The sequence below is a fragment of the Paenibacillus sp. FSL H8-0260 genome (assembly GCF_045040625.1).
Classification (GTDB): domain Bacteria; phylum Bacillota; class Bacilli; order Paenibacillales; family Paenibacillaceae; genus Paenibacillus_AQ; species Paenibacillus_AQ odorifer.
This window is the reverse complement of sequence record NZ_CP150298.1, coordinates 4,125,525-4,142,427: the sequence shown is the minus strand read 5'-3', so window position 1 is coordinate 4,142,427 and position 16,903 is coordinate 4,125,525. Positions and strand designations below refer to the sequence as shown.

Below are 16,903 nucleotides of genomic sequence, written 5' to 3'. Positions count from 1 at the left end.
AACTATGGCAACTTTTTTTCTTATTATTATTTATTTAGCATTTATTAGTTTAGGCTTGCCGGATTCATTGCTTGGCTCCGCTTGGCCAGTGATGAGAATGGACTTAAATGCTTCATTAGGTACTGCTGGAATTCTTTCGATGGTTATTGCAGTAGGGACAATTGTGTCCAGTTTAATGAGTGGTGTTATCCTTAAACGTTTTGGTACAGGTAAAGTAACTCTTATTAGCTGTATCATGACTGCTGTAGCGTTGCTTGGTTTTGCAGGGTCACCTTCGTTAGTCTGGTTAATTATTGCTGCAATTCCACTTGGTTTAGGTGCGGGATCTGTAGATGCCGGATTAAATAGTTATGTGGCTACGCATTATAAAGCCCATCATATGAGTTGGTTACACTGTTTCTGGGGAGTGGGCGCCACGCTGGGTCCTATTATTATGGGCTCTTTTATCTCTGGAGAAGGTCTATGGCGGCAAGGTTATCTTACGGTTGCTTACATACAATTGAGCTTAGTCATTATTCTATTCGTTACACTGCCCTTATGGGATAGAGTGGCTGGGAGCAATAACCACCCGAATGCTGAAAGTGATCCTGAGTTCAACCATCCGGAGCTAGAGCATGCCACAGAGAACACAAAACCATGGAAATTAAGAGGGGTAAAGCTAGCAATGTTAACCTTTTTATTTTATTCTGCCATCGAAACGAGTATGGGCTTATGGGGGAGCAGCTTTCTTGTAAACATTAAAGACATTCCTGCATCAACTGCAGCGACATGGGTATCATTTTTTTATCTAGGGATTACCTTTGGTAGAATGGTGACGGGTTTCATTACTTTTAAAATGAGTAATAAACAGCTAATTCGATATGGCCAGCTCATTGCTTTAATCGGTACGGTACTGTTAGTATTGCCGCTTCCAACTATAGTTTCACTTGTAGGATTTATGATTATAGGTTTAGGGTTAGCACCCATTTTTCCGTGTATGCTTCATGAAACCCCTGTACGATTCGGGAAGAAACATGCTCAGTCGATTATGGGCTTTCAGATGGCAACAGCTTATACTGGCACCACGCTGATGCCGCCTTTTATCGGCTTATTAGCTTCGAAATTCACGCTGGGTATTTTTCCTGCGATGATCGTTTTTTTCGCCATCGTTATGCTCTTGTGTACAGAAAAGCTAAATCAATACTCAGCAAAAGTAAATGTCGGTTAAATTTGAATTGAATATATTACGGACTAACCCTTCATATATATAGTTATAGGAGGGGGGAGCTGTAAATGTGGTTGTTAATTATTATAGGTGTTGGATGTCTCTCTGGTTTTATATTGTTTAGAAAGAATATATTGGCCGCCGATCCCGAACATTTTCAAGGACCGGAGAAATTGTCCATCATCATCCCCGCAAGAAATGAAGAATACAATTTGCGTTTTCTGCTCGACTCACTCCAGCTCCAAACCATTACCCCCTATGAAATTATTGTTGTGGATGATTTCTCGGAGGATCGGACCATGGAAATTGCCGAAAGCTATGGAGTTAAGGTTATTGCCAACAGCAGTCTCCCTGAGGGATGGACGGGCAAGAGCTGGGCAGTCTGGAATGGATATTTACAAGCCTCGGGCGATATTTTTGCTTTCTTGGATGCAGATATCCGGTTAAAGCCTAACGCTCTGGCCTCATTATTAAAAGTAAGGGAGCTATCGAAAGGTGTCATTTCGGTAGTTCCTTTTCATCATACAGAAAAGCTGTTTGAGAAACTTTCCTTAATCATGAATATGCTGGGGATCTTCACATTCACCTCTGTTTTTGAAAAGAATAACGCTAAAAAAGGTTTATACGGTTCGTGTATTCTAGCTTTAAGGCAGGATTATGAAAAAGTTAATGGCCATCAAAGCATTAGATCTGAAGTGCTGGATGATTTGTCTTTAGGAGAGAAGTTTATCGCTGCAGGTGTTCCCATTAGAAATTTTATCGGTTATGGCTTAGTATCTTTTCGTATGTATCCGAAGGGGATAAAAAGTGAGATTGAAGGCTTCAGTAAAGGGGCTGTCTTAAGCACCTCAACGTTAAGCCCGCGGACAATTATTCCAATCGCGCTTTGGGTGATCGGACTCATCATCTCAGAAACTGTGTTTATTTTTGCGAATACTTCATGGTTTATGCCTTTATTGATCGGTTATCTCCTTTATATGTTCCAACTCTTTTATTTTATAAAATATGTAGGTGTATTTGGCATCGTTATTCCTGTATTTCACGTGGTGGCAACTCTATTCTTTATCTTGATTATGCTTTATTCGATATATCAGGTCGTTTTTCTGAGGCATGTAAGCTGGAAAGGAAGGCAAATCCAGGTGGGAGGCCCTAGGGACTAATGATCATATTGTGGGTCGCGGGTTTATTTTTGTCGGGATCTCTTATGTTTTCCTATTGGCTTGGTCTTGCGCGTAAAAAGAACTTGAAAGACATTGGCGACGGTAATCCGGGGGCATTGAATCTATGGAAGTCATCTGGCTATAAATTAGGAATTTTTGGGGTGTTGTTGGATTTTTTAAAAGGATATTTGCCTCTTTTATGGGTAATGGAAAGTCATTATAGTCAGAGTTATTTCATTATTCCGCTAGCCTTAGCTCCTATTGCCGGTCATGCCTTCTCTCCATTTCTTAAAGGAAAAGGAGGGAAGGCGATTGCCGTAACCTTTGGGGTATGGAGCGCGTTGACAGGATTCAAGGCCTCTTTAGCGTTAGCAGTTATCCTGGCAGTGTTGAAAGTGCTCGGCAGCGGATACAAAAGCAGAGGAAATTCACCTGTCTCGGATGGTGTGCAAGTGGTTAGCGGAATGCTGCTCCTTTGTGTTTATTTGTGCATCAGTAAGTGGTCTGCTCTTATCCTGTGGGTATGGTTTGGGAGCTTTGTGATCCTTATGTATACGCACAGGTTAGAATGGATTGCATGGGTGAAGGAATATTCAAAAAGGGAGCGGGGGCATTGAAGTTACTTTCTTTGTCGCGATAGATGTTTTGTATAGGTTAATAAACAGGTTTCCAGCGATTAATTTCGGGGAAGCCTGTTTTTTTCGGTTTTATAAGATGCGTTATCTTTAAACAGAAGATTTTATAATGGCTAAAGTTGGTGTATTTTAGTATCTTTAATTATAAATGCTTTCAATTTAGAAAGTTACAGAGATAGGGCTATGAACTAAAGGGGGGCTTGTGATGAAGATCGGCGGCAGATTAAGAAATGGAGGCACATGGTTTACCCATCTGATTTTTTCATTCACATTATTAGCCGTTGTTTTAATCGGACTTGTGGGCAGTTATCTGTATGTTCAGGCTAATCGCTTAATGGTGGATGAGATTGCCAGAGACAGTAAGCAACGACTGATGACTTCAAGTGATTTTGTGGAGAATACGCTGCTGCAAAAATACGAAAACAGTATCCGCAACCGAGCAGTGTCTACCTTGTCGTTAGAAAATCAATCTATGCTGAATTATTTACTGGATAGTGAATGGGAAGGCAATACGAGCAGAATATTAGCTTTTCGCAAGGATCTCGAAATTTTCAAGCTTACTAATGAAGGCGTTTACAAAATATCTACATACTTCGAGAAAGGAAATTATATCATCGATAACAGCCAATTTTATTCGAAGCTGGACAATTCTCCAGATGCTTCCTTCTTGAAAACTTCAGTGACACCAGCCTTAAACCGCTGGACATATAGAACGTTATCGGATGAAGAAGAGGTGTTGACTTACGCAATCGCCCTTCCCTATGGTGCTTTATCAAAAACATCAACAGGCACCATGTACATTGACGTTAGCTTAGAATACATCAATAAAATGATTTCCAGCACGATGAGCTCGCCGATGGAAAAGCTATATGCTTTTGATGAAAAGGGCAGCCCTATTATCCATACGGGCTCGAACGTCGAAGAGGGGCTTAAGACTGCTAAGCAATGGATGGAGTCAGCAGGGAATAATAAGGAAATTCATTATAATAAACGCGACAAATATGTGTTGTCTTTTAAAAATGACCAAACCTCGAATAATCAATGGAAATACGTATTAATACGGCCTATGAATTCATTTGTATCCTCATCAAAGCAGCTGAAGAGCCAAATATTTGTCAGCTGTATCCTGGTATTGTTAATTGGGCTTCTATTCGCATATTTGATTTCCAAACGTGTATATGTTCCGATGAAGAAGCTTGTTAACAATGTTCGCAGCTTTTATCATCCAGGCACCGTAAACTATTCGCAAAATGAATTCGCTATTATTGGTAGTACAATCTCAAAGCTAGGTCGAAAAATCGAAACCTTAGAATCTAAAGCTAAAGTGAATGAACTAAAAAATCTGGTATTAGGTGCAGGCGTTGGCTCGGATTATTACGATTATTTACCTTTGCAATGTCATTACATGACTAGCTATATTCGTATAACTAAGGGAGATTGCGAGGAATTCAGGGCTTTTTATGAACAGCATGCTGCCTATAGCTTTTATAAATTTATCAGCTTAAATACCCAGGAAGCGGCGCTTATCTATTTCAGTGAGTTGAATAAGGATCACGAAGAGCTGGAGCTTCTATTATTGAAGGAACTGGAGCTTATAAAAAATGTGTTGCCTGAGCAACTACACTTTGGAGCAGCGCTTGGATCGAAGGTTCAGGCACCTGAAGAAATACCCTTTTCGTATCAAAATGCCTTACATGCCTATCGATATCGGTTTATCTATGGTTCGGAAGCTATTGCGCGGTATTCACATATCCCGCTTAACGATGTTACGCCACACTTATTCTCTTTTGATCTTTATAAAAATGCCTTAAAGGCGGGCAATGACGTTACGATGAACAGGTTTATGGACGATTTCCAAAGGGTCATGGAGAAAGGTGATGTCCAATTGGAGACAGTTGAGTTAGGCCTGCTTCAGTTGGTTACGGTCCTGTATCAGACCATTATTGAGCTTGATCTGCAACAAATCGTTTCGCCTTCCAGTCTGTTCGATGAGTTCAAAAAGGAGACGTTGGCCGAAACCCTTGATTCCATTCGTGATTTATCGGCACAAATTACAGCTTATATTCAAGAGTCAGGAAATCACGCACATACAGAGATCATTCATAAATTAAAAATCTTTATCGATGATAATATTCAAGAGGATTTATCGCTAAATAAATTATCTGAGGTTGCTTCGTTGGCGCCATCGTATATTTCTACCTTGTTCGGAACCGTTATGAATGAATCGTTCACTGAATATGTAACCCGAGTGCGGTTGGAGAAGGCGGCTGATTTATTAAGAGAAAAAAAGCAGCTGTCCGTGGCTGAGATTTCTGCTCAGGTGGGTTATCGTAACCCGCAATATTTTCACAACAAATTCAAAACACGTTACGGAGTTACACCGGTCCAGTATAGGAACGCAGGCAATGCAAACCATTCGAACCATTCAAGTGCATAATTCTCCAATCCATGTGGAAAAGGCAATCGTCTCGCGATTGTCTTTTCTTTTGTTCGAAAAATTATAGCCCCAATACGAAGATAATTTACTGATTTTAATGAATTTACAATAGAAAAAGCGCTTACAATGCCCTAACGTAAGGGGTGTTCAGACACAGTCTTAACGCAAAATCGTATTCGGAAGGAGAAAACAACTATGAACCCGGCAAGCACTGCTGGCATTCAAAAACAGGGAGAGAATCTTAAGCCGAAAGTCTCGAGGTGGACACATACTTGGCGCCAATACAAAAAAAACAAATATTTATTCTTATTACTAGCTCCCGTGATCATCTGGTATACCGTATTTGCTTATGGCCCGATGTATGGCATTCAACTGGCTTTTAAAGATTATTTTATTCGTGATGGAATTTGGGGAAGTCCTTGGGTCGGCTTAAAGCATTTCGAATATTTGTTCACAGCTTCACCCGACTTTTTGAAAATCATTAAGAACACGCTTATTATCAGTTTTTACCATATCATTTTTGGTTTTCCTGCACCGATTATATTGGCTCTGTTATTTAACGAACTTAGGTTTTCCTTCTTCAAGAAGGTTGCACAGACGATATCCTATTTACCCCATTTCTTATCCTGGATCGTTATTGGGGGGATATTGATCGCTTTGTTATCTCCGAATTCCGGTGTGGTCAATTATATTATTCAGTGGCTCGGCTTTGATCCCATTTACTTTTTAGGCAGCGAGAAATATTTCCGCTTTACGCTCGTTATGTCAGGGATATGGAAGGAAATCGGCTGGGGAACGATTATATACTTAGCAGCATTAGCAAGCATCGATTCCCAAATGTACGAAGCTGCAGTTCTGGACGGAGCCAATCGCTGGAAACAAACGTTATTTATCACCATTCCTTCGATCCTGCCGGTGATTGCTATTCTGCTTATTCTTCGGGTAGGGAGTGTGCTGGATGCTGGCTTCGATCAAGTCTTAACACTTTATTCACCAGCTGTATATGGGGTGGCGGATACGTTAGATACTTATGTGTACCGGATAGGTCTGCAAAACTTTCAGTTCAGTCTAACGACGGCTGTTGGATTATTTAAAAATGTGGTGGGTCTTATCCTGGTGTTATTTGCTAACTTCATAACGAAAAAAATGGGGCAGGAAGGTCTTTATTAATGAATGAATGTAAGGAAGGAGTAACTACAATTGAAGCTATCCACTGGTGAAAAAGTATTCCAAGTCTTTCTAATCCTATTTGTAATCATTCTTTGTATTACGATGATTTATCCCTTCTTGCATGTGCTTTCTATATCGTTTAGCACCCCTGCGGAAGCACTACGGCCGGGAATTCATTTCTATCCCAAAGAAGTTTCCTTCTTTGCTTGGAAGCGTGTACTGACAACAGATACGGTCTGGCAAACGATGGGGAATACGGTTTTCCGCACAGTTGTAGGAACAGTTCTGACACTCGTGTTTCTGTCACTGGGAGCATATCCGCTATCTCGTAAATATTTGCCGCACCGGGGATTTTATACAATGTTCATTGTCGTAACGATGTTTTTTGGCGGCGGGCTTATCCCTACCTATCTGCTAATCAAAAGTCTGGGACTTATAAATTCGTTATGGGTTTATATTGTCCCCGGCCTGCTCAGCACGTTTAATCTTCTGCTCCTGCGAAATTTCTTTATGGGTATACCGGAGGAACTGGAGGATTCAGCTAAAATAGATGGGGCTAATGATATGCGGATCTTATTTACGATTGTTATTCCGCTGTCGAAGCCTGTTCTAGCAACATTAGCCCTATGGACTGCAGTAGGGCACTGGAACGCTTGGTTTGATGCAATGTTGTATATGCAGGATCAATCAAAGATTGTACTGCAGCTTTTCTTAAGACGGCTTGTTATTTCAGCCGAAGGAGATCCGATGTTACCACTTCCTACCAATGAGCAGGCTCCTGAAATGGTCAAAGCGGCTATTATTATGTTTACAGCGCTGCCTATATTAATGATCTATCCATTCCTGCAACGTTTCTTCGTCAAAGGAATTATGGTTGGATCACTTAAGGGTTAGAAGGCTTAGAACGGTTTAAACAGTCCGCTATATCCGCGGGCTGTCTAAATATATAGATGAACAAAAAAAGGGAGGAAATAAAAGAATATGAGGCATACATCCAAGAAATGGTTGGAAATTGCTGCGATAGCCCTATCGGCTTCACTTGTCATGAGTGGTTGCGGCGGGAATGCGGCGAATAATAGCACTAACGAAGCGAAGGCGACGAATCAAGGTCAAGGGGGGGCATCAGCAGCTGAAGCTCCGATTGAAATTATTTGGGCGAACAACTTTAATACGCCAGAAGAAGACGGTAACTATGTGCAAACCGAGCTCGAGAAGAAATTTAATGTAAAAATCAAAAATATTAAATTGGAACGTGGAACTTGGAAAGAACAATTTTCGGTGCTTCTAGCTTCTGGAGATATTCCTGATATCTTCCCGGTCGATGCAAACGAAACGGATATGGTGCAATGGGCAGATCAAGGGATTATTGCGACGATTGATAAGGCAGAAATTGAATCCCTGATGCCGAAATATGCAGCAGCATTGGATTCGGTTGATTCCGGGGCATGGGGCGTAGGCTTATACAACGAAAAAAACTGGGGCATCCCGAAAATTTGGCCAGGTGGTCTTGATGGATTTATTCCGGGCTATAATGAAGCCTGGCTGAAAAATATTGGCTACTCAGAACCTCCAAAGACCCTGGAAGAGCTTGAGGATGTACTCACCAAATTTGTTAATGAAGATCCGGACAAAAATGGGAAGAAGGATACTTACGGCTTAATCGGCCGCGGCAAGCTTCCAGAGCAATTGTTCACAAGTGTATTCTCAGCATTTGCTGTTTCCCCTTATCAGTTCAAGAAGGATGCTTCCGGGAACGTAGTTTATGGAGGCATTACAGAAGAGACGCGATCAGCATTGGCGTTATTGAGCAAATGGTACAAAGCAGGTCTGATTGATCCTGAATTCATAACTAGTGATAATAACGAAATCAATATTAAATTTGCTGATCAAAAAGTGGGTATGGTTGATAACGGGAAGTGGGGCAATTTTTATAAAGAATCTGGGTTTGTCGCAAAACCTGGTCTAGAGAAAGGTCAAATATTCGTGCCTGGCAAGCCGTTTACAGCCCCAGATGGCGTTGCTTATTCTTTCGCGTATGGTGCAAGACAGGCACCGGTATTGTTCGGTGTTCAACTCGAAAAGGATGAGAAGAAACGTCATAAGATTATGGAAATTCTCGAATATGTGTCTACGGATTCCGAAGGTTTTCTGCTGACAGGTTTCGGTCAATTGGGTGTGAGCTATGATATGGAAGGGGACCTTGCCATTCCAAAAGCGGATGAAGAGGTTAGTGCTCCGAAGATGGGAGCAGGTAATTTCTATAATCCACTTAGCTCCACAGACACTTCAATGGAAAAACATACGGTAAAACAAGAATTGCTAGATTTGAGAGACAAGATCACTCCAGGTGTTACACCATTGCTAGATGTACTGGGACCAGCGGTATTAACAAGCAAACCCAAGTATTGGGGCAATCTGAAGACGTTGCAAGATACGTTTGTTATCAAAGCAGTTACAGGAGAAGCGAACACGGGTAAAGATTTTGATAATTTCAAGGATAGCTGGCTAAAGGCCGGAGGTCAGGAAGTAACGGATGAGGTAAATAAAGTGCTGGCAGATCGTAAATAGCAGGGTTCGCTGATTAGTACTGGATGATAGGCTGGAGCAAAAGCTTGCTCCAGCCTATTTATTAAACCCTTAAGTGAGTTGATTCTAAGATAACGGAGGTAAAAATGAGCGAATTAATTATTTATGAGCAGCCGAATGAAACCCTGGGGAAAGACGATTTTACAGTGAGTGTACGAGAGCCTGGTGGGGTATGGCAAGCACTGTTTGTTTTTGAAGCAAAGGTGGATATGCATCAGGTTCGATCGACATCGATGGTTTATTTTGATATGGAAGGCACGGTGGAGGTCTCTGTTCATTGTAATAACCGGCAGATTGAACAAGCGGTTATTCGCCCTTTGGCAACCCATATTCCCTTTCAAATCGAAGAGAATACCCTTTTGTTCACATTGGAGCACCCGTGTAAGCTTTCCATTGAAATCAATGGAGAACGTTTTAGTAACTTGCATCTTTTTGCCAACCCCTTGGAGACAGCCCCACCTATACTTGACGATGATAATGTAGTGCTTGTCCAACCAGGAATACATCAATTTGCGGCTATCGCAGAACAAGTTCAGCATTTGTCAGAAAGGGCTAATGGGGAGCGTCAGACGATATATTTTATGCCCGGGCTTCATCAATTCGAGAATCCAATGCTGCATATCCCTTCTGGGACCACAGTTTATATTGCCGGAGGCGCGCTCCTTTGCGGATCCATAATGATTGACCATGCTGAGAATGTTGTTGTTCGCGGCAGAGGTGTTCTGTATTTAGCGGATATGGAGAAAACCACTTATTTAAGAGGCGTTCAAATCCAGCATTCTGAACAGATTGAGATCGAAGGGATCATCACGCTTGATCCTCCGCATTACAGTATATATATCGGAGCGTCTAAACATATCCGCATTCATAACTTCAAAGCTTTCAGTACACGCGGCTGGTGTGATGGAATTGATATGATGGCTAGCTCAAATGTGGATATTAAAGATGTGTTCTTGAGAACTTCTGATGATTGCATTGCCATTTACGGCAGCCGTGGAGAGTATTATGGAGACTCACGCCATATCACAGTTAAAGATTCCATACTCTGGGCGGACGTTGCTCATGCCATGCATGTCGGTATTCATGGTGATCACCAACATAATGGCGATTTTATAGAAAATATTTGGTTTGAAAATATCGATGTGCTTGAGCATCACGAGCCGCAGGAAAATTATTGGGGGGTTATGGCAATCTGTGCAGGGGATAACAATACCGTTCGTAAGGTTACTTTCAAAAATATCCGGGTGGAGGATTTTGAACTGGGGCAGTTGTTTGATGTCCGCGTGGTGTGGAATAAAACCTATAATCCGGTGGCAGGACGATGTATCGAAAATATAGAGTTTAGCGATATCACCTACAATGGGAAGAATATCAATCCTTCCCGTATATTCGGCTATGACGAGGAAAGAGGTGTGAAGGATATTTATTTTTATAATCTTCAGATTAATGGGGAGGTTATTGTCGACCTGAATAACAAACATTTTGTAGTGAATGAATTTTCCAGCGGTATTTATTTGCATTAAATCAGAGGATGTAAATGAATGGAGGAGAACAATGAATTCATTTAAAGAGCTACTCTTTGGAAAATCGCTTAAACGTATTGTTAGGATCACAGTTTCCTTAAGTTTGTTGATAACGCTAGTGCCTTTATCGGCAGAAGGAGCCGCAGTAGAATCGACAGAGCTGTCGATAATTACGGATTACCAACCTACCATTAATGAGGTTATAGATGAAAGCGGATTCAAACATCCGGGTGTTGGCCTGACCAAGGATATTCTTGAGAATATTAGGACACAGGTACGGGCGCAAAAAGAACCCTGGATCACTTATTATAATCAGATGCTTCTCTCTCCGGCAGCTTCAAGGACGGTCACTTCCAACAATCAAAGTGGTGCGGATCCGTTGAAACCAGCGAGCGATGCTTTTAATAGCCAGGGCTTTAATTCAAGATTTATAGCGGATGGTTTGAAGGCTTATACACAAGCTCTATTGTATGTAATATCGGGTGATGAGGTTTACAGAGCCAATGCCATGCATATTATCCGGATTTGGTCACAGATGGACCCTGAGAAATACGTGTATTTTAATGATGCACATATTCATACAGGAATTCCACTTAATCGAATGGTTACTGCGGCGGAAATCTTAAGGTACACAAGTGCTCAAACTGAAGAGCTGAAATGGACGGAAAAAGATGTCGCTGATTTTACGAATAATCTTATTAATCCGGTTATTGAAACGTTCCAACACACAAATGATCGTTTTATGAACCAGCATCTTTATCCGCTGCTTGGAGCTATGTCAGGTTATATTTTTACAGGAAATACAGAGAGGTACAATGAGGGAGTTGAATGGTTTACCGTCAATAAAACCGCTGTCGATCAAGGGCAAAATGGCGCGATAAAAGCTTTATTCAGATGGGTTGATACAAATATTGTAACAGGGGAAAAAGTTAATCCACCCGTAGTTCAGCATGTTGAAATGGGCAGAGATCAGGCGCATGGCGCTGGGGATATAACGAATGTAGAGATTTTATCACGTTTATTATTGGCTCAGGAAACAAAGGTAGATCCGGTAGAGGGGACTGTTTCTAGTGCGCCAAATGCGGTGGGTCCGTATGAATTTCTAGATCAACGGATTTTAAAAGCTGCCGACTACTTTGCTCAGTATATGATTGGCCATGATACACCATGGATTCCAGTGGCGGCACATACAGATGTAAATGGAAATCCAACGATTATCTATAAACACTTGGCTGGCGGTTACAGGGGGAGAATTGGGGGTAATGTCTATGATCTTTATTATTATTATAAATATACAGCTGGAATAAATATGGAGGTTGAAGCTCCTTATTTTAGCGAGATGTTTGCTAAGCGATTGCCTTTCTATTGGGAGTCTCCGGATGGAGGCGGGGATTATTGGCTGTACATTCCTAAAGAAGCAGAGGGCGAGGGTACGCTCAATTTGCCGAAGGTGATAACGAATCCAGATTTGAGAGAACTAGAAGACCGGTACACGAAGCTTGATGGTCACTCCACCACAAAACAAGAAGGAGACACTACTTACGTTGAAATTACCGCAACAGATGAGGGCAGTAAAATTGCTTTTGTGGGTGCAAGCAGTGGCGAACGAATCATTGCTTTTAAGATTCGGACTAATGGCATAGCAACCATGGAGGTGTTTGGCGATACCGTTACGCTGCCTGATACAAAGGGGCAATGGAGGTATATTCAGTATGAGTTCAATGAGTTCCAAGGCTTCAGCGATCTTGTCTATTTTAATGTAAAAGGAAATGGAACAACAGTCGATATTGACCATATTAATTTAAAAGCTGGGGCACAGCTTACCCCTCCAGTATTTACAACAGGAAAGGCACCAGTATCTTTATTTACCTATGAGGGATCTACAGCTGCAATTCAATTTGATTTCTCTGCGACAGACGCAGGTGAAACGGATGTTGTTACCTATCAAGCGGATCAGTTACCTGAGGGTGCAGTGTTCAATGAGACTTCAGGTGTCTTCTCTTGGTCTGGAGCACATGCGGGAACCTACTCCTTTGTAGTGAGTGCCGCAGATGGAACTTCGGTTACAGCTAAGGATGTTAGTGTTGTAGTAGCGAATGATCGGCAATCTGCCGTCAACGCCGTCATTTCTCCTTATCATGTTGATGTGCCTTACATTTCGGCAACGTTAGCTTACTATAAGCAAGTGCACGCTGAGGTAATGGATGTAATTACTACTGCCACTGACGAGGTCTTCTATCAGAAGTTATTTGACCTGAATCTCGCAGTGCAAAGTCTTAAAGAATTGACGCCATTAATGAAAGATGGAAGTGTTAATTTTACGAATATGTTTGTTAGCTCAACCTTTGGTAACGCTGTCCCGAATCTGCTGGACAACACAAATGATAGTTTTGTGGGGTATTATACAGCGCAGGATCGGGCGCATTACATGGATTTAGGACCGGATTTTCAAATATCAGCAGAAAGCTTTGAGCTTCAGGTAAGAGCTAGTTTTCCGGAGAGAATTGGCGGCGTTGCAATGTTCGGATCGAATGACAAAGAAAATTGGACCCGCTTAACCCCCGGCTTGACAACAGTTACTGAAGAGATGCAGAGACTTGAGGTTCAAGCAGGCCTGGAGCATGAAAAATTCCGATTTTTGAAAATGGAAATGATAAAGCCTTCGAGTACTATGCTGGAAATTGCTGAATTTAGAATCTTTGGCCAGCGGTATGAGACAGTAAATCAATTAGAGTCCGTGTCCATTCACTCGGATCAAAGCTTAAGAAATCGAATTATACCAGGGGATACGATTCAATTATCCTTTAAGTCTACAGAAATGATCCATAATGCCACGGCCCATATACAGGGTCAACCTGTTGCAGTCAGTTCTGTGGACAATATCAACTGGACAGCTAAGCTTGTGGTGAATGAAAATGTTCCATCAGGTACTGTGAAATTTAAGATCAATTATAAAACGGCAGCTGGAGCGGATGCAGTAGAGACTATTTTTACAACAGATGGTTCTACTTTATTCATTGCAGATCAGACGGGACTTGTCGCTAATGTGCTTGAGATAGCAAACCTAATCGATTCCAGTGGGAGAAATCCGGCTGATCTTTTGGCAACAGCAAAAGTTTTATTTGATAATCATTTAGGTTCTATCACTGATTTTCGTTTAAATGGCAGTGGTTATGGTGCATATCTAACCTTTGACTTTAAAGAAGGCGGCCAGGCATTGCTGTCTAGGGTAGAAGTAATCGGAAGGCAAGATAATTATGCGGGCAGAATTAATGGAACAGTGGTGCAAGGCTCCAACGACAATGTGACGTGGATCACGATCTCTAATGTAGCAGGAAATACGCCGGAATGGCAGACGTTGACGATTAACAGCACAGAACCCTATCGTTATATCCGCATCACCAATGGAAACAACTGGTATGGAAACATGGCTGAACTACGTTTGTATGGTGATGTTACAATCAATTCAAAGCTTGATGTGGTGTCTATTAGCTCCGACCAAAGTATCCAGAAACGAATTGTGCCTGGGGACACGGTGAAATTGTCTTTTAAAGCAAGCGATGCAATTAACCAAGTGAATGTCAATATTCAGGATCAAGTTGCAACCGTTGCTACTGTCGATAAGATCAATTGGACGGCTGAAGCGGTCATGGGCAATAACGCACAACCTGGACCTGTGAACTTTAGTATTAAATACAAGTCAAAGGAGGGAATCGAGGGGCCGGAAAAAACATCAACTACAGATGGTTCCTCTCTGTACATTCCCGATGAGACCGAGTTGATTAGTAATGTGCTTGCGATTACTAATTTAAGTGATTCCAGTGGGAGAACACCAACCGATCTCAGGAATGTTGCGGGATCATTATTCGATGGAAATGCAGGCACAATTACGGATTTTCGGGTAAATGGTAGTGGATATGGAGGATTTATAACGTTTGATTTTAAAGAAGGGAATAGGGTCCAACTGTCCAAGGCAGAGGTGCTTTCCAGGCAAGATAATTATTTTACACGAATCAATGGGACTGTGGTTCAGGGTTCGAATGATCATACAAGCTGGACGACAATCTCCTCTCCTGCAGGAAAAACGATGGATTGGCAGACCTTAAGTATTAGTAACGCAGAAGCCTATCGTTATATCCGGATCTATAATAGTAGTAATTGGTTTGGAAACATGGCGGAATTACGCTTTTATGGCGTAGTGAAAGGGGCGGACTCAACAGCTCCGGTGACAACGGATGATGCGCCACAAGGTTGGACCAACAAGGATACGTTGGTAACCTTCACAGCTACAGATGCAGGCTCTGGTGTTGCGGCAACCTATTTCACAGTAAACGATGGCGAGCAGCAAACCGGGAATTCAGTTATTTTGTCCAATGAAGGAACCCATAAGTTAGTTTATTGGAGCGTTGATAGAGAGGGTAATGTGGAACAGCCGCAGAAGCCTGCTGTGGTGAAGATTGATCGGACCGCACCACAGGTGGTAATTAAAGGAGAGAGTTCCTATACCATAGAGCAGACATTAAACATCACCTGTAGTGCAGCTGATACTGTATCAGGCATCACTTATTCGCCATGTGATTCAACGCTCGCAGATGTTAAAGCATATACGCTGGAAGCGGGAACTCATAGTGTAACTGCGAAAGCCGAGGATGCGGCGGGCAATGTCGGGCTGGCAGAGCATTCGTATAGTGTATATGCGACATTTGACAGCTTGTCGGCATTAACCGAAAATTTTGCAGCTGAGACGGGTGCTCCAGATTTAGAAAACGTAACCAATTCACTTAAGCAGCAGCTGGCTAACGCCAAAGAAAAAGCTCAGCAGCATGCTGGCGCAGAAGTTCATAGCTTGCTGGAAGCTTTTAATAGTGAAGTGAATCTCCAGAGCAATCAGGTGTTCACTTCTGAGCAGGCAGAGGTTCTAGTCCGTTGGTCACAATGGCTCCAGAGTACAACTCCGCTTGCTGGTGGAGCCCCTGGAAAGCCAGTGTTAACTGACAATAATGGGCACGACACCGGGCTTCGAGATGGCAGCTATGCCGTCACGATGAATCTTTGGTGGGGGAACAACGGTACCGAGTTTAAGCTCTATGAAAACGATGTACTGATCAGTACCCAGATGCTGACGGACAGCTCACCGAATGCACAAGCCATGAGTACGGATATTTTGGGCAAATCAAATGGAACCTACAAGTACACGTGCGAGCTAGTCAACAGCTTCGGTTCGACTACCTGCGATCCGCTAATCCTTACTGTTACAGATGCAGCGCCGGGCAAGCCTATAGTATCCCACGACAACTGGAGTGGGGATGGAACTTACGACGTTGTGATGAATATGTGGTGGGGAACGAATGGTACTGAGTACCGTTTGTATGAGAACGGAGAAGTAATCGACACACAGACACTAAGCACGGCTACCCCTGCGGCTCAGATGACAGTTACGAAACTTAAAGATAAGGCACCAGGTGTATATGAATACTACGCGGTATTAGTCAATGCATCAGGCGAGACATCTAGCGAGAAAATCACAGTAACTGTCAAGCCAAGAAACTGACCATAGAGCTGATGTAATAGGAAGGCCCTTTCTTCGGGATGACCAAGGGAGGGGCTTTTTTATAGCAGTTAAAGGATACTATTGAGGGATTGAGACGTTGAATAACGAACGGAGAATTAGGGAAATCTGTAAATTTACATAACACCTAAAGGTGTTATAATGAAAAGTGAACCCAAAAGGTGTTATATTAAATGAATGCTGGAGGCTATTTATTATGCAAACTCAAGAACCCTTACAAGAAATTCGTCAAACGATTTTACTAAATGCGCCAATAGAAAAGGTTTGGAAAGCTGTTGCCACGGCAGAAGGAATGGCAGCCTGGTGGATGCCTAGTACATTTGAGCCTGTTGTTGGGCATGAATTCATCCTGCATGCTGGACAATTCGGAGATTCTCCTTGTAAAGTAACTGAAGTTGATCCTCCGAATCGTGTTGGTTTTAATTGGGGGAAGGATTGGCATCTTGCTTTTGAACTGAAAGAAATCGAAGGGAAAACTGAATTTACCTTGATTCATTCTGGATGGGACCCTGAAAAAGTTACTGAATTTGGACAACCACATCCAATCGTACGCGGCTTTATGAATAGCGGCTGGGAAAAAATCGTCCAAGAAAAACTTCCTGCTTATATCGAGGCTTAA

Annotated in this window: 10 protein-coding genes; all 10 read left to right on the top strand. The window is 42.2% G+C overall.

Features of this window, described 5'->3' with window-relative positions; all coding sequences use genetic code 11:
• Positions 1 to 4: 4 nt before the first annotated feature.
• On the top strand, positions 5 to 1,207 hold the full coding sequence (locus MHI51_RS18360) for an MFS transporter (protein WP_405173168.1): 1,203 nt from the start codon (positions 5 to 7) through the stop codon (positions 1,205 to 1,207).
• A 65-nt stretch (positions 1,208 to 1,272) separates the two neighbouring features.
• Positions 1,273 to 2,364, top strand: a complete 1,092-nt coding sequence (locus MHI51_RS18355) for a glycosyltransferase (protein ID WP_405173167.1) — start codon at positions 1,273 to 1,275, stop codon at positions 2,362 to 2,364.
• Positions 2,364 to 2,981 carry a glycerol-3-phosphate acyltransferase gene (locus MHI51_RS18350; RefSeq protein WP_342409886.1) on the top strand — a complete coding sequence of 206 codons (618 nt, stop codon included), beginning with the start codon at positions 2,364 to 2,366 and terminating at the stop codon, positions 2,979 to 2,981. Before MHI51_RS18355 ends, MHI51_RS18350 begins: the two co-directional genes overlap by 1 nt.
• 223 nt (positions 2,982 to 3,204) lie before the next feature.
• On the top strand, positions 3,205 to 5,436 hold the full coding sequence (locus MHI51_RS18345) for an AraC family transcriptional regulator (protein WP_076277782.1): 2,232 nt from the start codon (positions 3,205 to 3,207) through the stop codon (positions 5,434 to 5,436).
• A 195-nt stretch (positions 5,437 to 5,631) separates the two neighbouring features.
• Positions 5,632 to 6,606: a sugar ABC transporter permease gene (locus tag MHI51_RS18340; RefSeq protein ID WP_076217808.1), complete on the top strand. Its 975-nt coding sequence runs from the start codon at positions 5,632 to 5,634 to the stop codon at positions 6,604 to 6,606.
• Between the two features lie 30 nt (positions 6,607 to 6,636).
• A complete protein-coding gene (locus tag MHI51_RS18335) occupies positions 6,637 to 7,500 on the top strand; it encodes a carbohydrate ABC transporter permease (protein ID WP_076129850.1) in 864 nt (287 codons plus the stop codon).
• A gap of 87 nt (positions 7,501 to 7,587) precedes the next feature.
• Complete coding sequence (locus MHI51_RS18330; RefSeq protein WP_076277781.1) at positions 7,588 to 9,174, top strand: extracellular solute-binding protein; 1,587 nt, start codon at positions 7,588 to 7,590, stop codon at positions 9,172 to 9,174.
• Positions 9,175 to 9,278: 104 nt separating this feature from the next.
• On the top strand, positions 9,279 to 10,715 hold the full coding sequence (locus MHI51_RS18325; RefSeq protein WP_405173166.1) for a glycosyl hydrolase family 28 protein: 1,437 nt from the start codon (positions 9,279 to 9,281) through the stop codon (positions 10,713 to 10,715).
• Positions 10,716 to 10,746: 31 nt separating this feature from the next.
• Positions 10,747 to 16,266 carry a discoidin domain-containing protein gene (locus MHI51_RS18320; protein WP_405173165.1) on the top strand — a complete coding sequence of 1,840 codons (5,520 nt, stop codon included), beginning with the start codon at positions 10,747 to 10,749 and terminating at the stop codon, positions 16,264 to 16,266.
• Positions 16,267 to 16,480: 214 nt separating this feature from the next.
• Positions 16,481 to 16,903 (top strand): SRPBCC domain-containing protein, encoded by a 423-nt coding sequence (locus tag MHI51_RS18315; RefSeq protein ID WP_076129854.1) that lies wholly within the window; start codon positions 16,481 to 16,483, stop codon positions 16,901 to 16,903.